Source organism: Gracilibacillus phocaeensis (assembly GCF_900626275.1).
Classification (GTDB): Bacteria; Bacillota; Bacilli; order Bacillales; family Amphibacillaceae; genus Gracilibacillus; species Gracilibacillus timonensis.
Map to the genome: position 1 here is coordinate 477,520 of NZ_LR131144.1, position 21,422 is coordinate 498,941.

21 protein-coding genes are annotated in these 21,422 nt (G+C 40.7%); 16 read left to right on the forward strand and 5 right to left on the reverse strand.

Features of this window, described 5'->3' with window-relative positions; translation table 11 throughout:
• Positions 1-532 precede the first annotated feature (532 nt).
• The 4 genes from E0E32_RS22195 (at position 533) to E0E32_RS10015 (ending at position 4,158) form a co-directional block, all read left to right on the forward strand.
• Positions 533-703, forward strand: coding sequence for a hypothetical protein (locus E0E32_RS22195; protein WP_165445009.1), 171 nt, complete (start codon positions 533-535; stop codon positions 701-703).
• Complete coding sequence (gene tnpB / locus E0E32_RS10005) at positions 693-1,049, forward strand: IS66 family insertion sequence element accessory protein TnpB (protein WP_042528993.1); 357 nt, start codon at positions 693-695, stop codon at positions 1,047-1,049. Before E0E32_RS22195 ends, tnpB begins: the two co-directional genes overlap by 11 nt.
• A gap of 97 nt (positions 1,050-1,146) precedes the next feature.
• Positions 1,147-2,703: an IS66 family transposase gene (gene tnpC, locus E0E32_RS10010; protein WP_130859703.1), complete on the forward strand. Its 1,557-nt coding sequence runs from the start codon at positions 1,147-1,149 to the stop codon at positions 2,701-2,703.
• Between the two features lie 174 nt (positions 2,704-2,877).
• Entirely contained in the window at positions 2,878-4,158 is a 1,281-nt protein-coding gene (locus E0E32_RS10015; RefSeq protein ID WP_130859704.1) for a histidine--tRNA ligase, read from the forward strand.
• Between the two features lie 143 nt (positions 4,159-4,301).
• On the opposite strand, the gene E0E32_RS10020 is transcribed toward E0E32_RS10015, so the two are convergent.
• The gene (locus E0E32_RS10020) at positions 4,302-4,673 is read right to left on the reverse strand and encodes a GIY-YIG nuclease family protein (RefSeq protein WP_130859705.1); all 372 of its coding nucleotides are present in this window, start codon (positions 4,671-4,673) and stop codon (positions 4,302-4,304) included.
• Positions 4,674-5,009: 336 nt separating this feature from the next.
• Here E0E32_RS10020 and istA (E0E32_RS10025) point away from each other — a divergent pair, with 336 nt between their 5' ends.
• From istA (E0E32_RS10025) to darG, 3 genes are all read left to right on the forward strand, one after another.
• Positions 5,010-6,560, forward strand: a complete 1,551-nt coding sequence (gene istA, locus E0E32_RS10025; RefSeq protein ID WP_165445010.1) for an IS21 family transposase — start codon at positions 5,010-5,012, stop codon at positions 6,558-6,560.
• Entirely contained in the window at positions 6,557-7,282 is a 726-nt protein-coding gene (gene istB / locus E0E32_RS10030) for an IS21-like element helper ATPase IstB (RefSeq protein WP_130859707.1), read from the forward strand. The genes istA (E0E32_RS10025) and istB (E0E32_RS10030) overlap by 4 nt, the downstream gene beginning before the upstream one ends.
• A 309-nt stretch (positions 7,283-7,591) precedes the next feature.
• Positions 7,592-8,644, forward strand: a complete 1,053-nt coding sequence (gene darG / locus E0E32_RS10035) for a type II toxin-antitoxin system antitoxin DNA ADP-ribosyl glycohydrolase DarG (RefSeq protein ID WP_130859708.1) — start codon at positions 7,592-7,594, stop codon at positions 8,642-8,644.
• A gap of 79 nt (positions 8,645-8,723) precedes the next feature.
• On the opposite strand, the gene E0E32_RS10040 is transcribed toward darG, so the two are convergent.
• Both E0E32_RS10040 and E0E32_RS10045 read right to left on the reverse strand, forming a co-directional pair.
• Entirely contained in the window at positions 8,724-9,152 is a 429-nt protein-coding gene (locus tag E0E32_RS10040; protein ID WP_066192301.1) for a hypothetical protein, read from the reverse strand.
• Positions 9,153-9,612: 460 nt separating this feature from the next.
• The gene (locus E0E32_RS10045; RefSeq protein WP_066192303.1) at positions 9,613-10,068 is read right to left on the reverse strand and encodes a DUF2188 domain-containing protein; all 456 of its coding nucleotides are present in this window, start codon (positions 10,066-10,068) and stop codon (positions 9,613-9,615) included.
• A gap of 569 nt (positions 10,069-10,637) precedes the next feature.
• On the opposite strand from E0E32_RS10045, the gene E0E32_RS10050 reads away from it, so the two are divergent.
• The 6 genes from E0E32_RS10050 to E0E32_RS10070 all read left to right on the forward strand — a co-directional run bounded on the left by E0E32_RS10050 (position 10,638) and on the right by E0E32_RS10070 (position 15,708).
• The gene (locus tag E0E32_RS10050; protein ID WP_207302284.1) at positions 10,638-12,083 is read left to right on the forward strand and encodes a hypothetical protein; all 1,446 of its coding nucleotides are present in this window, start codon (positions 10,638-10,640) and stop codon (positions 12,081-12,083) included.
• A 296-nt stretch (positions 12,084-12,379) separates the two neighbouring features.
• Positions 12,380-13,930 (forward strand): IS21 family transposase, encoded by a 1,551-nt coding sequence (gene istA / locus E0E32_RS10055; protein WP_130859130.1) that lies wholly within the window; start codon positions 12,380-12,382, stop codon positions 13,928-13,930.
• A complete protein-coding gene (istB, locus tag E0E32_RS10060; RefSeq protein ID WP_130859131.1) occupies positions 13,927-14,709 on the forward strand; it encodes an IS21-like element helper ATPase IstB in 783 nt (260 codons plus the stop codon). The genes istA (E0E32_RS10055) and istB (E0E32_RS10060) overlap by 4 nt, the downstream gene beginning before the upstream one ends.
• 32 nt (positions 14,710-14,741) lie before the next feature.
• Positions 14,742-15,068: a MerR family transcriptional regulator gene (locus tag E0E32_RS10065; protein WP_130859132.1), complete on the forward strand. Its 327-nt coding sequence runs from the start codon at positions 14,742-14,744 to the stop codon at positions 15,066-15,068.
• Positions 15,068-15,280, forward strand: a complete 213-nt coding sequence (locus E0E32_RS22200; protein WP_165445012.1) for a hypothetical protein — start codon at positions 15,068-15,070, stop codon at positions 15,278-15,280. The genes E0E32_RS10065 and E0E32_RS22200 overlap by 1 nt, the downstream gene beginning before the upstream one ends.
• Positions 15,268-15,708, forward strand: coding sequence for a hypothetical protein (locus E0E32_RS10070; RefSeq protein WP_165445013.1), 441 nt, complete (start codon positions 15,268-15,270; stop codon positions 15,706-15,708). Before E0E32_RS22200 ends, E0E32_RS10070 begins: the two co-directional genes overlap by 13 nt.
• 25 nt (positions 15,709-15,733) lie before the next feature.
• Here the strand turns inward: E0E32_RS10070 and E0E32_RS10075 are convergent, their stop codons facing one another.
• Both E0E32_RS10075 and E0E32_RS10080 read right to left on the reverse strand, forming a co-directional pair.
• On the reverse strand, positions 15,734-16,492 hold the full coding sequence (locus E0E32_RS10075) for an EAL domain-containing protein (protein ID WP_130859711.1): 759 nt from the start codon (positions 16,490-16,492) through the stop codon (positions 15,734-15,736).
• A 187-nt stretch (positions 16,493-16,679) separates the two neighbouring features.
• The gene (locus E0E32_RS10080; RefSeq protein WP_130859712.1) at positions 16,680-17,741 is read right to left on the reverse strand and encodes an NAD(P)/FAD-dependent oxidoreductase; all 1,062 of its coding nucleotides are present in this window, start codon (positions 17,739-17,741) and stop codon (positions 16,680-16,682) included.
• A gap of 238 nt (positions 17,742-17,979) precedes the next feature.
• Between E0E32_RS10080 and E0E32_RS10085 the strand changes: the two genes are divergently transcribed.
• The 3 genes from E0E32_RS10085 to E0E32_RS10095 are packed head-to-tail and all read left to right on the forward strand — an operon-like array spanning position 17,980 to position 21,338.
• Positions 17,980-18,936 carry an AAA family ATPase gene (locus E0E32_RS10085; RefSeq protein ID WP_066192325.1) on the forward strand — a complete coding sequence of 319 codons (957 nt, stop codon included), beginning with the start codon at positions 17,980-17,982 and terminating at the stop codon, positions 18,934-18,936.
• Between the two features lie 7 nt (positions 18,937-18,943).
• On the forward strand, positions 18,944-20,047 hold the full coding sequence (locus E0E32_RS10090) for a DUF58 domain-containing protein (RefSeq protein WP_066192327.1): 1,104 nt from the start codon (positions 18,944-18,946) through the stop codon (positions 20,045-20,047).
• Positions 20,037-21,338 (forward strand): hypothetical protein, encoded by a 1,302-nt coding sequence (locus E0E32_RS10095; RefSeq protein WP_130859713.1) that lies wholly within the window; start codon positions 20,037-20,039, stop codon positions 21,336-21,338. The genes E0E32_RS10090 and E0E32_RS10095 overlap by 11 nt, the downstream gene beginning before the upstream one ends.
• Positions 21,339-21,422 lie beyond the last annotated feature (84 nt).

Here is a 21,422-nt window from a genome sequence, read left to right on the forward strand (position 1 = left end):
GAAAGATATAACAGCAGAGAAATAACGTTTGCTTGATTAAAACGTGCTGAAGGCGGAAAGTAAGCAAGACTTTTTCAAATGGAGAATGCAGATACTTAAATCCAAGTCCAAAGCATGAGCAGGTTTCTGGGGAGTATATTCAGCTGGTTATGCAAAATGTTAAGCAGTTTGTTTTTGTTTGATTATCTAAGAATCATCTCCACAATAACCAATTGAAAACCATCATCTAATATGCTATAGTTATTCGTAATCAGAGGTGAGTAATATGCGTTTAGCCAACTTTTTCTCACAATTACATCATCCTATCTGCTAGCCTTGCTAATCGATTATGAAAAAAAAAAATCGAAATAGGAAGGCTAGTTTTCGTGAAATCGTATTTGAATTAATGTTAACACTTAATTCAAGTGCGATTTTTTTGTTTGTAAGAAAAATTCGTCCCAAGAACGGTAAGCGGGAAATAATAGACCGCATTCTATTATAACGGAACTACCTCTATACTTGGATTTAACAAGTAACAGGAGGTAGTTTTTTCATGAAGGAAAACCCGATTGTTCCCGTAACGATTCCAGCACCATCTTCCTCTACGCCTGTAAATCCAGTAGCGGAAGTTTCTTGTCATTCTCTACAGCTAACAATCTTTGAAGGTTGTCAGGAATCTTTGGCAGTAGCCTTGATAAAGGAGGTGTGCCGTCATGCTCGTTGACTTCTCCCAGATGAAAAATTGTTATTTAGTCTGTGGCTATACAGATCTTCGCAAAGGCATTGATGGTCTGGCTTCCGTAATCACCAGTCAATTTCAATTAGATATTTTAGATGAATCTGTTTTCTTATTCTGCGGGAGAAGAACGGATCGATTTAAAGCTCTCTGGTTTGATGGAGAAGGTTTTTATTTGCTTTATAAGCGATACGATCAGGGAAAGTTAACTTGGCCGCGTTCGCAAACCGACGTTGAAAAACTGACACCAAAACAAATCGAGTGGCTGTTTGACGGTTTTTCCATCTATCAAAAACAAAAAATTCAACCTGCCAAATTAGGTGTCCTCACTTAATCATGGGGGAGAGAAATTGTTTTTTAAATTTTTTCTTCCCTTTTTGATAAAGTGTGGTACGATAAAAGAAATTATTTGGACACAGGGGGTGAATACGTTGACAGAATTGGAAAAGAAGCTGATGAAACAAATCGAACATTTGACAATTCAAAATGAAAAACAAGCAAAACAAATTGAACAGCTGATTAACCAGCTGACCAATATGAATCGTCGACTATTTGGAACATCATCCGAAAAGAATTCTCAAGGTCAACTCTCCTTCTTCGAAGAAGACAATAATCCCCCTTTTAGCGAGGCAGAGCAACCTGCAGACAAAGCCGTTGAAATAGAGACCATCTCTTATCAGCGAAAAAAATATCAAGGGCAGCGGGCCGATATCACAAGAGACTTGCCTATCGTGGTGGAAGAGCACACTCTTCCGTCCGATAGCCAGGTCTGTTCGTGCTGCGCCAGCCCATTAAAACATCTTGGGAAGCGAGAAGCTCGAACGGAGTTAGAGTTTATCCCAGCTCATTTAGTAAAACATGTACATTATGAACATGCTTATGAATGCTTAGCCTGTAAGAAAACCGGTCAGAATCACATTCTCCGACAAAAAGCACCGGAACCAGCCATAGCTAAAAGTTTAGCTGGACCGAGCGTGTTAGCCTGTAATCTCTATCAAAAGCTGGAGATGAGTATTCCTTATCATCGTCAGGAAAAAGAATGGGCAAGATATGGGTTGAAGGTTTCCCGGCGAACGTTGGCAAACTGGGCGATTCGAAGTTCCGAAGAATGGCTGGAGCCATTGTACCAACAAATGAGAGAAAAATTACTTCTAGAACCTGTGCTCTCCGCTGATGAAACGACCTATCAAATTTTACGCCGGGCAGACGAAAAGTCAGCTACAGCCGATGCGAGGATATGGTTATTTCGAACAGCGGAAGCTGCCAAACATCCCATTATTCTCTACCATTCTTCCGAGACACGCCGGTTTGAAGTAGCAGAAACCTTTCTCAAAGGATTTCAAGGACTTCTTCATTGTGATGGATATTCCGTCTATCAAAAATTAGAAGATGTGCAACTTCAAACGTGCTGGGCGCATGTTCGGAGAAAGTTTTTAGAGACCAATGATTCAAATGGACAAGGCGCCGTCGGCGTCCATTACTGTGACCAGCTTTTCAAGCTGGAAAGGCAATGGAAAGATTTATCTCCAGAGGAACGCCTGCAGCAACGCCAGCTGGAAAGCAAGCCGTTACTGAAGGAGTTTTGGGGATGGCTGGACGCTCTCGTTACAATGAAAGGTCCTTTACAAAAAGCTGTGGATTATACACAAAAGTTAAGGGATTCCCTTCAACGCTTTTTAACAGACGGACGCCTTTTCATTAGTAATAATCTCGCAGAACGTTCCATTCGGCCTGTCACCGTCGGACGTAAAAACTGGTATTTTTCAACCAGCGTAGCTGGAGCTCATGCGAATACCATTGGATACAGTGTTATCCAAACAGCTAAAGAAAATGGAATTGATCCGTTTGAATACTTAACCGTTTTATTTACGGAACTTCCCCAGCTTAATATTTTTCAAGACTCGGAACAATGGGAAAACTATTTTCCATGGAGTCCTTATATCCAAGCCAAGGTGAAGCCACTTTCAAAACATATAAAACGAGCATAATAGCCCTAATGGAGCTTCTTTACAAAAAGTTTACTCCTTTCAGGGCTATTTGTCATGGCGTCATATTATTTCCCGCTTACCAAGAACGGCTGATTTGTTATTGATAATGAAGCAAGTAGTTATCTGATTTGGGCCGGATGACAGTTGAACATTAACAATAGGAGGCAGACTCACATGAAAAAAATGAACTATCAAAATGTAAAGGGAACACAAGATTATTTACCAGATGCAGAAAGGGTGCGCAGGAATATTCGAAGGACACTGGAAGATGTTTTTATCCAATATGGATGTCAGCCGTTGGAAACCCCTATATTGAATTATACGGAATTAATGGCTTCGAAGTATGGTGGTGGAGCGGAGATATTGGAAGAGATGTACCGGCTAACAGACAGGGGAGAGCGAGATTTGGCTTTGCGGTACGATCTCACGATTCCCTTTGCCAAAGTGGCTGCCATGAATCCAACCTTGAAAATGCCATTTAAACGTTATGAAATAGGCAAGGTATTTCGGGATGGACCAATCAAGACTGGAAGATTTCGAGAATTCACCCAATGTGATGTGGATATGGTTGGCGTCGATTCTCAAGTGGCCGAAGCTGAATTGATGGTAATGGCCTTAGATGCGTTTCAGAAGCTGAACTTATCGGTAATGGTTCAATATAACAATAGAAAATTATTAACCGGTATGTTGGCACTATTTGGCGTCGCAGAAGAGAATATCAATCGAACGGTATTAATATTGGATAAGCTTGAAAAAGTCGGAGTAGAAACAGTGTTGGATGAACTGAGGCAAGAGGGATTATCATCTGAGACAGTTCGTTCTATTAGAACGTTTTTGCTGGCTGAAAACAATACTGACTTTCGTTATTTTGAGCCATTTGCTAGCCAAAATAAGCAAGTCGCAGAAGGATTACGAGAATTAAAAGAGTTAGAATCTTATCTCAAATATGTAGGTGTTGGTGATCAATGTGTCTTCCAGCCGTTTCTAGCAAGAGGATTAGAGATATATACAGGTACGGTGTATGAAATGTTTCTAACTGATCCGTTGCTTCAATCGAGTATTGGGAGTGGCGGCAGATATGATAATGCAATTGGCGGGCTGATTGGAACCGATCAAGCCTTCTCCACAGTAGGAATTTCTTTTGGACTGGATGTTATTTATACGGCAATGGCTGCTACAAATGAAACTATAACAGAAACTAGTTTGGATTTTTACATCATTCCGTTAGGTTGCCAAAAAGAATCTTTATTGGTAGCGAGCTATCTAAGGAACAAAGGCTATGCAGTAGAGGTTGAAATGGGCAATAAGAAGGTAGGTAAGGCGTTGGACAAGGCAAATAGAGAAAAGGTCCGCCAGGTTATTATTATTGGTGAAAGCGAAGTCAACAACAATCAATATAAAGTGAAGGATATGGTCTCAGGGTCAGAAAAGATGGAGCCATTTTTGTTTTGTTGAGTAAGGCAGGAGAAGTCATTTTAGTGATTAGTTATGAGGAAATATAGTATTTTTTTTATAGAAGGACTACAACTTTAATCTAGTGAATGTTATGCTGTAGTCCTGCTCAACTGGATTTTCTACATTAATGTATGCAAAACTCCTTAACTTTCATAACGAAGATTCCAACCATTTTCAACTGTGTCATGTTGTCTAATTAATCGTGATTCAAGTTGTTTAGCGTCTTCAACGGTTTTACATACTTTCAGAGATACAGTCAGCTGATCTCTATAACTAAATAATTCAGGTTTGCCATTCGCTGCCCCTCGCCAATGTTCCTGTAGTCTTTTCCTTAAGCCCTTTGGTGTTTGATTTTGTCTATTTTCAATTGCGCGACCGACATACATGACTTTGCCATTTAAACTCATGATATACACGCCAACTTCGTTTGGAGCTATATTTTTTACTACTTCAAAGCTAGTGACTTTCCTGGATATCTTTGTTATACCTTTCGCAACACTACTAAGAATCCCCATTTGTAATATCTCCTCTATTTATGATCTTAAAGAACTAATAATATTATTATATAGGAAATAATGTAGTTTACAAGAACTAAAGGAATGGAAATTTAGAAAAGATGATTTGATGAAATAACGTGATTATTCGCATAATAATCATAGCTATTTATGTTCAATCGAAATGAATACCTGAATTGTGATTATTCTTATGTGGCGAAGCCATCTTTTTGTATTTTTAGTGAGCCAGCGATTTGTTAACATGGAGCCACCAATATGGTCCAAGTGAGCCAGCTCCTTTTGTATAATAATAATGTAGCATTTTCTACAAATTATTTTACGGAAGGAGTTTGTTTGATGGAGAAGTACAAAGAGATTTTACGTTATCAAAAAGCCGGTTTGTCTCAACGGCAAACAGCCAGTGTCATGGGCGTCTCACGAAATACGGTTTCAAAAGTTATTCGAGAAGCAAAAGTTCGCCATGTCGATTGGGGACAGGTGAAGTCAAAATCTGAATCAGAGATTAGAGACTTATTGTTCCCACAACCAGAGAAAACAGATTTTCAACTCAAGCCGGACTATGAAACGCTGAGTCAAGAGTTGAGAAAACCCGGTGTGACAAAGAAACTACTATGGGAGGAGTATGTTCGAAACACCCTCGCGGCGGAACAGATTCCACTTCAGTATTCGCAGTTTTGCGTGCGCTTTAACCGCCATCTGGAACAGTCCAAAGCAACGATGTATTTCCAACATCAGCCTGGTGAAAAAATAGAGGTGGACTGGGCGGGGCAGACAATTTCAATTGTAGATCCACATACAAGAGATGTCCGTAAAGGCTATTTATTCGTAGGCACTTTACCTTATAGCCAATACAGCTATGTTGAAGTGACAGAAAATATGAAACAAGAGAATTGGATTACTGCCCATGTGAATATGTTCCACTTCTTCGGTGGGTGCACTCCGTTGACCATTTGCGATAATTTAAAAACGGGTGTGATTAAACATCCGAAACATGGAGATGTCATATTAAATGCGAATTATCGTGAACTTGCGGACTACTATGATACGGCAATTGTTCCAGCGAAACCACGAACACCAAAAGGAAAAGCAAGTGTCGAGAGTACGGTGGGGAAAATCAGCACACAAATTATCGCTACGTTGCGTCATGAAGTTTTCCATAGTGTATTTGAAGCTAATGAAGCTGTCCGCCCCTTGTTAGATCGTTTTAATGAGAAAGGATTTCAAAAAAGAAAGGGGTCTCGAATGGAGGTGTTCTTAACAGAAGAAAAACCATTCCTTCAATCCTTACCGAGAGATCGCTATGAGTATGGTATATGGAAAAAAGCAACGGTCCAATATAATTATCATATCGCTGTGGATAAAATGTATTATTCTGTCCCTTACCAATATATTAAGTTCAAAGTGGATGTACGTGTCACACACCGTTTGATCGAGATATATTATCAACACACCCGCATCTGTTCCCATCGTCGGAAACATGGACATCCTGGACAGTACGCAACAATGGAAGACCATATGCCGAACAACCATCGGCAAGCGAGTGAATGGAATGGAGATCGCTTTATTCGTTGGGCGAAACAAGTAGGCGAGGATACGCGAACCGTCATTGAACGTTTACTCGCAGCTTATAAGGTAGAACAACAAGCATATAATGGCTGCTTATCCATTCTAAAATTATCGGATACCTATTCTCCCGATCAATTAGAAGCAGCGTGTACCAAAGCACTATCTATTATTCACGCACCCCGCTATAGAAATATTAAATTAATCCTGGAATCAAATCAAATAAAACAAATAGAATTAAAACAATCAGAAAGCAGTCCCAACGACCAAACACATGCTTATCTTAGAGGCAGTACTTATTATAATGGAGGGGATAAACGATGAATCAGCATACGTATGAAAAAATGATGTCCATGCGATTATTTGGCATGGCGGAAACATACAAAGATCAATGCCATCAAGCAGATATTAGTGAATGGGGTTTTGAGGAGCGTTTAACCTTACTCATCGATGCCGAGTCAGATCAACGGCTGTCGGATAAAATCACACGTTTAACAAAGAACGCCAATCTATCAGATACTCAAGCGCATGTGGAAGGGATTAAATATTATAGTGACCGCGGACTAAATCGAGAAGTATTCTTAAACCTTGCGGACAACAAGTATATTTTCGAGCCGAAGAATATTGTATTGGTCGGAGCTACAGGCTCTGGAAAAAGCTACATCGCTTGTGCATTAGGAAATAATGCGTGTCAATCAGCTCTTAAAGTTAGATATTATCGTTTGCCCGATCTCTTCACAGAGCTAGAGTTGGCACGTGCACAAGGCACTTATAAAAAGATTTTAAAGCAACTAGAGAACTGTGAACTATTGATTTTGGATGAATGGTTATTAATTCCTGCGACTAGTCAGTCCCAACAGGATCTATTAGAGATTTTAGAACGTCGCTATCGTCAACATGCGACCATATTCTGTTCCCAATTCAGCATTGATGGCTGGCATCAGCGTCTAGGTAGTGGTGCTTTGGCAGATGCCATACTTGACCGAGCATTAGCCAAATCGAAGATCATTCCTATTCAAGGGGATAAATCCATGCGTTCCAGATAACATCTTCTTCAGGTTGGCCAATTACTCTGGCCAACCATATCGTTTCACCGATCACCGAGTGGCTCAATTTGTCCAAATCGATGGCTCAATCACTTCATATTCATGGCTCAAAACCACCCGGAATAATCAAATTGGGTATTTGTAACTATATGTATGTTTTGATATGATGATGATAATCGATAATGTATAAAATGCTGTCAAACTAGTCACTCCATTATTTAAAATATACTACAAACAAATGGGATCAGATCCAAATAAATAGGAGTCTGTGGTATTAATAGAAGCATATACATCTTTGGAGGTGAATAAATGATAGTCTACACAACAGGTGATTTACTCAAATCAGAAGCCGAGGTTTTGGTTAATACTGTGAATTGTGAAGGATACATGGGAAAGGGTATTGCTTATCAATTTAAATTAAGTTTCCCAGAAAACTATAAAGATTATGTGAAGGCATGTAAGTCCGGTGATTTACAGATAGGGAAACTCCATTATTTCGAGGAAGATGGTAAGTTGATCATAAATTTTCCGACTAAAAATAAATGGAGAGCAAAATCGAAAATGGAATATATCGAGAAAGGCTTAGATCAACTTCTGCTATTGATGGAAGAATTAGATATTCAAACGATTGCCATACCTCCATTAGGAGCAGGTAATGGCGGGCTAGTCTGGAGTGAAGTAAAGCAAGTTATTCATGCAAAGCTAAATAATGTCGACGACAATCGCCAAATCTATATTTACGAACCTTCTCAACATTATGTCTCTCAACCAAAAGCAGAACCCAAGCTAAGTTTGTCATCCCTTGTACTAATGAGTATGAAACATCATCTCGATACGTTTGATACACTAAGACTCCAAAAAACTGCCTTCTTTACAGATGTTTTCTCTGGGAAGAACTATTTCCACTTTACTAGACACAAATACGGGCCATATGATAATTCGATCGCTATTATCAGCAGAGAAATCAAGGCATTTCAGACATACCATGATGTAAATAGTACGGAGGAAGCATATCGTATTCTCTGTAGTAAAATCGTTAGTGACAAAGTGAATACAAAATTGACGGAGCTAGATCCGTTTGTTGAAAAGGCAGCTCAATTTGTAAATACAATCAAACAAAACCATGAGTTAGAGTGTCTATCAACGATTACCTATCTATTATTGGAAAAGGAAGAATTATCACGGGAAGAAATAATTTATGAGTTTAAGCAATGGTCGAAAGATAAGGCAAATCGATTTTCTGAAGATGACATCATACAAGGCATTCATAAGTTACTCCAGACAAATGTGTTGGAAAATACCTTAATGGGATACGCACTTTTCAATGATGGCCTGATTCATCGTCGTAAAGGTGTGAATTGAGTAGAACATAGACTACAGGTTCATAACGCAAAACACCTTTCACCTGTAGTCTTTCCACTATAAAAGTACTCCATTACAGTCACAAACAAACTGCATTTTGCTTGCGAAACCACGCTTGAAATCTTGCCCGAGTAAGCGGATAATCCTCTGTCTCCACACGATTCTCCGTAATATTTGTTACCTTCATTAGCAACACCTTATCCTCATGCCTGGTTCCTTTTTTGGCATAATTGACAAGATACAAGATGGCGTTCAAATCCTGTGTCACGCTCCAAAGGCTGGTGAACTTTTTCTTGTTTTTGTGCATATAGCGATTGGGATGGCTGGTATGCGGGTTTACCGTTTGCGATTCTTCACAGAGTAAATATTCGAAAATGATATACGTTCCATCTCGTTTTTGCTGAATCCTATCAAAGTTAATTGCGGCGGTTACATCGCCATTCAGCATCTCTTGGGCAAAATCAAACCCGCTAGTATCATCCATGCCTAAACGTTTGCTTGTGGACAAATGATCATTCCTTTCTTGGTGAATGGTATACAATAAAGTAAAGGTTTAAGCAGTGGAAATTTCTTTTAATTTCACTGCATGTTAGTTAAACGAATAAAATAGTTAATGGTTATTTCATTTTCGAAAATTTCAAGTTTATTCAAATTTCGCATTGAGAGTCTTACAGCTAGTTACACTGTGATAAAATGATGGTTACACCTGATCGATTAGGTAGGCGTACTTTATTTGTAGAGTATAATCATTTTAATATTTATACGATTAACGATATCATTTTGTTTCATTTCATTACATCTATCCTGTTAAGCCTATTAATACACTAGGCAACGTGTTAGGAAAGCTTTCAACAGAGCGGTCACGGCTTAGGTCTATGCTAAATCGTCTTAGCACAAGTGGCTCAGGCTATATATTAGCTCAAGCCAATCAAGTGCCACATAGGATATTACAGTTGTTTCGTTGGTAGTTAGTTTTGCTTATCGATTCGTCGCTCAATCGTTCCGTCTTTACGATGAATGATCACTGCCGTTTGTTTATTGTTTGCAATTTCTTCAGCACGCTGGATTGCCTCATCTTTTGTTGATAATACATCTGAGGCTTGCTTGGCGTCTTGTGCCTTGACTGCCCAGCCATCGGAATGGGGAAGGACATGCTCGCCTTTTTCTAATAGTTCCGGTCGACTGCTTGGCCGATCCTCGTCTGTCTCTTCTAGCTCTTGATCACTCATTTGTAAAACTTGGTTGCGCTCGTGCTCGGAGGCGTTATCGTACCATTTTTTTGCTTGTTCTGTTGCAATCGGGATCGCTTGTCCTTCTTTGTAGCCGTCTTCGATCATGGCATTGGCAATATCGATTGCTTTTTTCCTTACCTCGGTCTCTAGGTTTTTAAATGAATCAGGATAGTCTTGTGTATTCCAAGGCATATGGGTGCCCTCCTTTTTTGGATTACTTATTCTTTATATAACCGAAATTTGGGAGTTGTAATCTCAGAAACAAAAATACGCTGCCTCGTACATAAGAAACCGATCTCGCGGACTGAGGAAAGCAAAACACGTTCCAGGGTCCGTAAGAATGAATCTCGCGGACTGAAAAAAGCCAATCGCGTTCCACAGTCCATAAGAACGGATCTCGCGGACTGAAAAAGAGCAAATCGCGTTCTACAGTCCATAAGAATGGATCTCGTGGACTGGAGAGAGCAAATCGCGCTCCCGGGTCCCGTAAGAATCTACTGGACTAAGAATCAAAAAACTCTCCGCAATCCCAATCCACAAGGTGACAATGATAGTCACACTTCGTCGTTTCCCCAAGGCATTCCTTTTGACGATTAGAATATTTTCCATAAAGTGCTGTATCATGATACCATATCCTTTGTCCTATCATTAGCTTTAATGATGATAAAGAAGGGAATATCAAACCAATGGATACCTACATAAACAGAGGTGAGAAACAATGACTGTCATCGCAAAAAAGCCCAATATACGTCCTTATTTCCGTGAATATGCGGCACCGGCCATCGATTTCGTTGATGGTGAAGGGAAAGATGTATGTCACCGTGGGTCAGAAAGAGCTGCATGCCCCCGTTTTTTCTCATTTTGATGTGTTGGATCATACCGGAAAGCGTGCAGATCACCAAACGGCGGAGACGATGTATACCTATGTATCGATGCTGCAGTCAACTATTTATTTAGAAAAGCTTAAGGATCGCTTAGTCAAGTCGGCGACCAATGAAAGAAAATCAGATAACACCCATTGGATGGATGGAGATAGTGGGGAAATGACTCGTTTGAAGTTTCAATCAGAATATGGAGTCGATATTAACGAGCTGCAACGTGATCAGGAGCGGATTGCCGCCTTATTAGAGGACTTGTCGATCCAAAAGGAGTATCTAACCAAGCTTGATCATTGGTATGTAGCTGATTTTCAAGCTTTTCAACATGCATGGGATGCGTTTTGGCAGGTTTATCAGCAGCGCATGTCCCTTTTATTTACGTTTCGGGAATTTTTGCTGGGGAAAAATATAGTAGAACGGACGATGACGGGGACAGGGTTACGTCAGTTGTATGAAGAAGCGAATGCCTTGCACCAGTTATTCGCAGAAAGTATCGCAGTGAATAAACCGTTGATTACCGATATAGATGACTGGATTACCTGTCAGTTTCAGCTGGGGCGTATGGAACCTAACAACCAGCATGCGCCCCTTGTTTCTGATCGTTGGTATCGTTTCGTCCAGTCAGTGTTTCGCTTGTTATGGTGGGGGATTTTTCCTGTTGCTTTGATACTGACTGCGACAGGCGTATTTTCCAGAGGTCAGTTGATCTGGACAGGAGTTCTTCTCTTGGTATGGTTTCTTGGATATCGGATACATCAATCGAAACTAAAAAAGATGATCAGAGAACGTCGTCTAGCGCGAAGCAAGGATCAGTTGGGGAGTCAGCCCATAATTAAAGAAACATATCAACAGACATTTACCCAATGGAAACAGGCAGAAGAGGAGCGGCTTCAAACAGAAAAAATCTATCAATTTCGCGCCAAGCTTACCGCTTTACAGAATATAGCGGTAGGGGCTGGATTGCTGCTGTTCCTTTTTGGTATCCTGGTGAGATTAACGAACGTCGAAGCTGCTATGTGGTGTATGGGGATAGCAATTGGATTGATTGTACTCGGCATCTTTTTGGGAAAATGGTGCTGGATGGACGTTCAGATCTGGGCGGATAAGCTTATGCTCGGTAAATTAAAGGTATCTGGCCGTTCTGTTGTCTACATTGATATGAAGCGGCGCAGGAATAGATTTTCTGTCAGCACGTTGGGAGATCCAACGCGTCCGCTAGTCTGGAAGATTCGCAAAGGAGATCGTGCCGAGGCAAGGAAGCATTTGGAAAAATGGTGCGATGCCAATTATACATCGTTTATCTGGCGCGGACGTAAGAAAAAGGAATAACAAGAGTAAGGAGAGGTAAGATGGGAGTAGGAGATCACATTCCTTTTTATGTAGAAACACCTCGCGATCGAATGGGGCATAGTTTATACATGGATCGGAATACCAAGAAGCTTTACCGAATATATAATGATAATCATTGAATATTGCATTCAGAATGTACCAGCCTTGCAATCTTTTTTACCACCAAATGCGGAGAGTTTTACCACCTTTTGCGGAAGGCTTTACCAGTTCAACGCCTCCTGTATACTTAATATGCATGCCAAGCAGCATGACATTAGGAATACAGGAGGTTTTTTATGTTCCCCTATCGACAGATGCTGAAATTATATGATGAGGAAAGGAGTTTACGAAATATCGCAGCGATGACGCGGCATTCACGTCAAAAAGTAACAGAAGTCATACGGCTAGCGGAAAAAAGAGGATTGAAGTGTCCGTTAGATGAAGAAATGACGGATGCTTGGATTGAAGATTTTCTCTATCCTGAGAAAAAACTAGAAGCTTCCGGCAGATATATGATTGATTTTGATTACCTGCATCAAGAGTTGGCCAAACCACATGTTACCTTAACATTACTTCATGAAGAGTATGTGAGGAAATCTCAAGAACAAGGGAAGATTCCCTATGCCTACCGGACATTCACAGAGCACTATCATAACTTTGCCCAAAAACACAAAGCTACTCTGCGAATTAAACGGAAACCAGGGGAATTGTTAGAAGTAGATTGGGCTGGTTCTACTTTATTTATCGTGGATCCGGATACAGGAGAAAAAGTAAAAGTATATGTATTTGTGGCAACTTTACCGTGTTCGCAGCTTTCCTATGTCGAAGGTTCATTATCCATGGATTTAGCGGCTTGGATAAAGCTTCATCAACACACATTTGAATACATGGGAGGAATTACTCAAATTATTGTTCCTGATAATTTAAAAGTTGGGATAACCAAACATACCTCCAAAGAATTGGTGTTAAACAAGACATACGAAGAAATGGTTCGTCATTATCACTCGGTCGTCATGCCAGCACGTGTGCGTGCACCAAAAGACAAATCGAGCGTAGAAAGTTCTGTAAATACCGTGTCGACCTGGATTATTGCCGCATTAAGGAATACGCAATGTTTTACGTTAGAAGAAATAAATCAGGAGATTCGAAAAAAACTGGAGGAATTTAATCATCGCCCTTTCACAAAAAAAGAAGGCTCCCGTTGGTCAGCGTTTATGGAAGAGGAGAAGTTTGCCCTTACTCCTCTTCCCACTGAACCTTACCAGATGTCAGAGTGGCGAACAGCCAAAGTACAGCCTAATTATCACATCTCGGTAAAAAGTATGTTTTATTCTGTTCCCTATGAGTATATCGGAAAACAAGTCGATGTAAAAGTCTCCGGTAAGGTGATCGAAGTTTTTTATAATTACATGAGGATTGCATCCCATCTGACGCTTCATGGGAAATACGGGCAATATTCTACGGTACATGATCATATGCCAGATAACCACAAACTTTACGTGGAACAAACACCACAGGATGCGTTGGATTGGGCAGAAAATATTGGAGAGCATACGCTGGCGGTGGTGAGATTTCTAATGGATAGTTATGAAGTAGAAAAACAAGCGATGAAATCTGTCTTTGCCTTGAAGAAACTGGAGCGCACCTACACTGTTTACGAAATCGAACGTGCTTGTAAAATGGTCCATCAAATCACGAATCGTCCAACGGTGAAAAGTATTCAAACACTAATTAAAAATAATAAAAAAGCAGACGCAGAGAATGCTTTCACACAAAAGCAGACACATGAGCAAAATAAGCATGGTTTTACTCGTGGGGCTTCTTATTTTGGAGGGAAAAATAAATGAATCAACAGAATATAGATAAACTAAAAGCATTAAAACTATCAGGAATGGCAGAAGCCTATGAAACCATTTTCTTCAATGAAAAAAATAAGGAAATGAATTTCGATACATTACTCAGCATCTTGATTGATCAAGAAGAGTCCCGACGAAACAGCAATAAAATCAACCGACTTCTTAAACAGGCAACCTTTCCTGAATCTGCTTCCGTGGAAGACATTCTTTATTACGAAGACCGAAAACTGGATAAAGAGTTACTTTTACGTTTAGCTAGTGGCAGCTACATTTTGGATGGACGAAATATTATCTTTAAAGGAGTCTCTGGAGCCGGAAAGTCATGGATGGCTATTGCATTTGGCGTACAAGCATGCCGTCAGCATTTTAAAGTTCAATATACACGGCTTCCTGATTTATTAGAAGCATTCAAAATAGCAAAATATCAACAAGATGACAGCTATATCAAACTAATGAGGAAGCTTCTGAAAGTGGACCTCCTTATTCTTGATGAATGGCTACTTTATACCTTAACAGATGAAGAGACAGCCCTTCTTCTGGAAGTAATTAATACAAGACGTCAGGCAAAGCAATCCAATATATTCTGTTCCCAATTTGACCTTGATGGATGGTATGAAAAATTAGGAAGTGGAACCCTGGCAGAGGCTATTCTGGACCGGATTGTCCATGATTCTTATGATATTTTTATTGACGGAAAAGTATCTATGCGCGAGCGTTTTGGCGTGCAGCATCAAAAAGAGAATGATGAAGAAAATAAGCCGCTTATATAAGGTTTTAAAATAAGAAAAGAGAGGGTTTTTAAATGGATGAGTATATGACGATAGCAGAGACGGTTGATCTCTTACACAATTATGAGGTGGATTGCGATGAAAAAGATGTGTATCGATGGATAGCTAAGGGTGAAATGGAAGCAACAGAACATGAAGGAAACTATTATATACTTGAATTAGATATGTTAGATTTCTTAATAGATTTAAGTAATGTTGGAACAGCTTATGAAAAAGGAATTAATAATGAAACCAAAATAGTAAGACTTGAAAAGAGGATACAAGAGTTAGAAAAAAAGATTGACAGCCTGCGTTGTGAGAAAGTGCAACTTGAACTTCGATTAGGAATTCTTCCGTTTTAATGGATAAAGAAATCCCCTCGATTTTGGTAGTCGGGGGGATTCTTTATATGAATGGTAAAGTGCTCCGCAAAGAGTGGTACATTCCCCCGCAAAAGGTGGTAAAAAAGACCGCACAAGTGGTAAAAATCATCCGCCGTACTCAAATCATCGTATTTTTAATAGTGCGCAATATTGGATCTATGTCTTTGCCGGTTATTCCGTGCTTCGCATGATTGGGGATATTCGCATTCCTATGAATGGCTTTGTCAGTGTGATGGCGCTGCTTATCTTGGGAGGGTTGTCCTTTTGGTTAGGGAACAACTATTTGTACAAAAGGTCCATGGAGAAAACAGAGTGGAAGGATGTCTATTTGAGGAAGGAAGAATTCAAGGATTATGTCAGAGATGGCTGGCGAAATGCACGTTTTAGCGCGATTGTCTTTGCCGTTTGTCTTCTTCTCTCACTGATTTTTTTATGGATTTACCTTTCGTCGCCTTCGATTGAATTATTATTGATCGTAACCTTGGGTATTTTCCTTGTTGGCATCTTGATGCGCTCTGTCCCTATTACTCGGATGCGACTGCATTATCAAGAGAGCTATTTGGAGCAAATGGCGACAGAGGTGGAAGATCAATTGTTACATAAGGATCAATCATCTTAAAAACAGGTGGGTAGTCTCCCCACCTTTATTCATTGCTGGCCATGTCATCTGCCTGTTTCGTCTCATATTGTTGAATAACCGATAATGGCTCAGGCCGGGCGAGCAGGTAGCCTTGAACAATCGAAATACCGATTGATTTTGCCATTTCTAAGTCTTCGGGAACTTCTATTCCTTTTAACACAAGCTTGGTGTTGGTGTGGAAACAATACGTCACAATGGAACGCACCATTTCCTGCTTTTGACTGGATTGGGCAAGGTTTTTGGCAAAAAAACGATTCATTTTAATGAAATCTGGTTTTAATTCGACAATAGCGTGTAAGGAAGAGGCTTGTTTTCCCACATCATCAAAACCAATCAAATAACCAGCATGTTGTATAGAGCGGAGTGAATCCACAAAAGAAGGGGAGTACTTTGTAATATCTGCCTCCTTGACTTCCAAGACAATCTGATCAGGGGCCACCCGGGTCTTCTTTCTAAAGTGTTCTAAATACTGCAGCATCGAGCTGTGCATTAAATTGATCGGGTAAATATTGACGAACAGTTTTTTTTCTGTGGAAAGCCGATCATAGCTTTGGATCGCCTTTTTAATTGAACGCATTTCCAATTCAAAAAAACGCGAGCTGTTACTTGCTTTCTCAAAAAGGATCTCTGTATTTTTAAATAAATCGGACGTTATAAATGCCTCATAACCAATCGTACTAAGTGTTTGAAGGTCAAACAATGCTTGGAATTGATGGGTGAATTTTTCGTTATCAATGAAGTCGTTTAATTTGGCAATCGACATGGTATCTCCCCTTTGTTTCTACATGCGTCCGAGAATAATGTGTACTTATTTTATAATAAAATGATTTTTTAATCTACAAATATACCGTTTCTCACACTAAAAAAACAGACACATTTCAGGAATGGTGTCTGTTTGACAGGTGGAGAAATGAAAAATGCTTGGTTTTATGGCGCTGTAGGATGCTTTATTAATGCCGTTTGTTAAGCCACAACACACCAGACTTGGCTAATCGTGGTAAAAAACCGGTGAATGCACGCCGATACATGTTGCCAAACCCATCTGATTTACCGAGTGAACCTAACTGTCCCTTCAATTTGATCGGTTTTGGTTTCTCTGGCTGCCGACCTCGGATCACGTTGGAAAGGGCATCGCCGATTTGTTCTCCTTGAATACCTGCAAGCTGTGCGCTTGGAGAGAACTCAGAAGCGGCACAATCTCCAACAACATAGACATTGGGATGGCTGGGCACCTGATAGAAATCATTTACGATAATCTTCTCATGCCGATCCTTTTCAAAAGGGAGGGTACGTACGAGATAGTGGGGACGAACACCTGCCGTCCAAATAATCACATCGCTTTCGATCCCTTCACCATTATTATAAAAAATGCCTTCATCCACTGCCTCCACGTTACTATGGTGCAGAATACTAACGTTGTTATCCCGAAACCAATCCTCCACATATTTTTGAATTTTATCATCAAATGCAGAGAGGACAGAGGAGCCACGATCTAATAAACGAATCTTCAAATCTGCTCGGCTTTCTCTTATTTCTGATGCCACCTCGATTCCGCTTAATCCAGCCCCAACAACGGAAATTTGACTGTAGGCAGGCAGGTTGTTGACTTTGTTGCTTGCCTGACGCGCCTTGAAGATACTTTGCACACTTTCTGTATATTCCATCGCCCCGGGAATACCGTGATAATTATCTTCACAGCCGAGACCGATTAACAGGTAGTCATAGGATACCGTTTCTTCCCTGTTGCGTAAGCGAATATGTTCTTCCTCCGTGTTTATTTCTACTACTTCACCAAATATATAAGAAATTTGTGGATGGTCTGGGAATTCGAGGCGTACTTCTTTATCTGCCTTCGTTCCTGCTACAATCGCGTAGAATTCCGTTTTTAAGGCATGATACGGATTACGGTCAATTAATATGACCTCTACATCGTCTGCAATTCCATTGTTGATTAATTGATGCAGGGCGTTCATTCCTCCATAGCCGCCACCAACCATTACAATTCTCTTCATCTTTCACAGCTCCTATCTTATCTATAACCTATTATCCCCCAAATAAGCGAATGTTCAAAAATAAATGGTTTAAACATCCCTTATTAAGACTAACAAAAATCGTTGCAGAAAACTATACAAAAGTATCACTTTCTGATCGAATATTCTTTGCGGATAAGGGATAATGTTTTACTTCCTTTCAAGATACATGATATAAAGAATATTGAAAGCGCCAACAAAAATGAAAAGGAGTTTTCTAATGGAATTAACAGAGATACCATTACTAACCAAAAAGGTAAAAGATAATATCAATCAAGTGGTCGTAGGGCAAGAGGAAACGGTTGATTTATTATTGGTTGCCCTGATTTCCTCCGGTCACGTGTTACTAGAGGACGTGCCTGGAACGGGAAAGACATTGATGGCGAAATCACTGGCAACTTCCTTAGCGGGAGATTTTAAACGAATTCAATTTACACCAGACTTGCTTCCTACTGATATTACGGGAATTCATTTCTATCATCAACAGCAAGGGGAGTTCGAGTTTCGAGCTGGCCCTGTTTTTACTAATGTGTTATTGGCAGATGAGATCAATCGCGCCACACCGAGAACACAATCCAGTTTGCTGGAAAGTATGGAAGAGAGACAGGTTACGATAGATGGCAATACCCATATGTTGGCACAGCCTTTCTTGGTGATTGCTACACAAAATCCGATTGAGAGTCAGGGTACTTTTCCACTGCCAGAGGCACAATTGGATCGCTTTATGCTGAAAGTACATATGGGTTATCCGTCAAAAGAAGAGGGACTAACGATCCTCCAGCGTTTTAAGCAAAGCAATCCGCTGGATACATTATCAGCAGTGCTTTCGATTGATGAAATCGTTACCATGCAGGGCTTATACAGTCAGGTGACGATTAGTGATGATGTGTTGAGCTACTTATTAGATGTAATTGAGAAGACGCGTACGCATGAACAGATTGCATTAGGTGTCAGCCCAAGAGGGAGTCAGGCTTTGTTAAAGGCGGTACAGGTCTATGCCTTGTTACAGGAACGTACTTATGTAATTCCTGATGATATCAAGCAAATGGCTAAACCGGTACTAGGACACCGTATTGTGCTTGCGAAGCGGATTGGTGTCAAGCAAGGAGATACGGATGAAGTCATTGAAAATATCCTGGGCCTAGTACCGGTACCGACAGAGCCAGAAAAGGAATGATCGCCCTATGAATATAGCATGGATTATCGTCGTGTTATTAGCTGTTATTTTTTTGCAGGGGATGCTGTATAGTAAATTCGGTTTGCGTGGAATTAGTTATCAGCGTCAGTTCAAACAGGAGTCTGTATTTGCTGGTGAGCCGATTGAAATGGTTGATCAAATTACCAATCAAAAGCTGCTGCCACTGCCTTGGCTGCGTTTAGAGGTGAAAATGAGTCCCTATTTAATGAAAGAAGGGGAGAAAATAAAGGATGGTGAAGTATTCCATCGCACCTTGTTCAGCTTAATGCCCTATCAAAAAATCACCAGGAGACATCGACTAATTGGGAAGAAGCGGGGTTACTACCCCTTGCATACGGTATCTGTGACAACAGGAGACGGGATTGGCTTTGGTGAGGTATTTGATTCGTTTGAAGCGGCTACTGCCGTTACGGTATATCCTGAACTGGTTCCCTTGGATGAGATCCCGCTTCCTTCCCATAGCTGGTTGGGAGATGTTACGGTTCAACGATGGATTATCGAGGATCCATTTCTTTACGCTGGGGTACGCGAATACCAGCATGGCGATACCTTGCAAGCGATTAATTGGAAAGCAACAGCAAGGACACAAACCTTACAGGTCAACAAAAAAGATTATACGGCAGATCATCATTTATTGATTTATGTTAATTTTGATATAGATGAGGATATTCGCTTGCCTATCCGACAACCGGAATTAATCGAGAGGGCCTTGTCCTATGCCGCTTCCTTGGCGCAATATACCTTAGAAAATGGCATTGCGACCGGATTTGGTTGTAATGGTTATTTTGTGGAACCCTTTACCAATACGGTGGAGCGGATTAAGCCATCGGTACGGGTGGAACCAGCTAACAGCGCGCAACAAGGCTATTATATTTTGGACGCGATTGCCAAATTAAAAATGGATCGCAGTCGTAATTTTCGTGCTTTTTTGCAGGAGGATGTGGATGCTGGCCTGACCAAACATGATGTGCTCATTTTTACTGCTTATTTAACGGAACGTGTCAGTCAGCAAATCACGGCGATAGAACGGCTAGGCAACGCTGTGAAGATAGTCGAATTGGGAGAAGAGGTGGACGAAGATGCAAGCTGATCGCATGTTATCGGTAGGCATTATCTGGCGTGCTTTCTTGGAAATGCTTTGCTTCTTTCCAGTAATTTTCGTGCTTGGTCTGACAGTTTTTCCGGGGAATAGTTTATATTATTGGCTACTTGCCTTGTTGTTCATCTTCTTTTTAGGTTATGTGCTGGCTGCCGTCAATCGTTATCATTGGCTGACGATGGTATTACTATTGATTGCAGCAGGAACGCTAGGCTGGTGGATTGCCCCGGGTATTTGGCAGGCAGCAGTCATGTTCTTGGTGCTATTACTGGCTGCTTTTCGTGGCATTCAGTATGCGGTTATCAGTTGGATAAGAGCATTACCAAGAATGGTGATGTGGGCTGCTGGGTTACCATTGTATTTTGTGGGTTATTTGGCTTTTCATTTTATAGAGAATTTACAGCCTTATCAGCATTGGATCAGCATCATGGGCGTTCTATTTATTATCATTCTGCTCTTTATGACAAACGAAGATCACTTACAAAAGGAGTCGCTGGAAAAAGGGAAAGTACGGTTATCAACGGGAATGAAATCGTTAAATCGGACCTATATGCTGGTGACATTTTTGCTGGTGATAGTGATTACTAATTTTCAAGTGGTGCAATCTGCTGTTTATCATACGGTTCGAGCGATTGCGCAATCCGTCATCTGGTTTGCTGGTTTGTTTGGGGGAGAGGAAAGTGAACCAGCCGAAGAGCCTCCACGTGAAATGGCTCCGATGTTTCCTGAGGAAGAGCCACAAGAACCATCTCGTTTCGCGGAATGGACAGAGCTATTTATGCAGGTGGTGGCGATCTTATTATTAGTGATCGGTGTTGCCTTCCTCATCGCCATTTGTTTCAAAAAATTTCGCCGTCTGTTAAAAAGATGGTTTTTAGCTGTTTGGCGAACGCTGACTAAGATTTTTATTAGACAAACCGGAGTGGAAAGCGATACGGATTATGAAGACACGAAAGAGAATTTGTTTGATTGGCAGGCATGGCGGAAAAGACAACAGGCGAAATGGGGCAAAGTCTTTTCAAGCCGGTCGAGACCCCGGCCAGAGACGGCTGAAGAGAAAGTCCGACTGCTTTATCGAATCATTGCCCATGAGGTAAAACAACGGGAAAAATGGAGTCATGCCCTCACTGCCCATGAGGTTCTGTCATTATCCGACGAACAGGCACAATTGCAGCAGCTGGAGGCATGGTATGACGATATTCGCTACGGTAATCAGCAGTTAACCAAAGCACAGCAGGATCAGATCGATCAGCTTTGGCAGGCATGGCAGGAGAAAAAATAACCGAATTCTTCTCATTTGGCTAAACATTACCATCAGGCATCCGATAATATGGATAATAAGACTAGTGAAAGAGGACGTGATCCA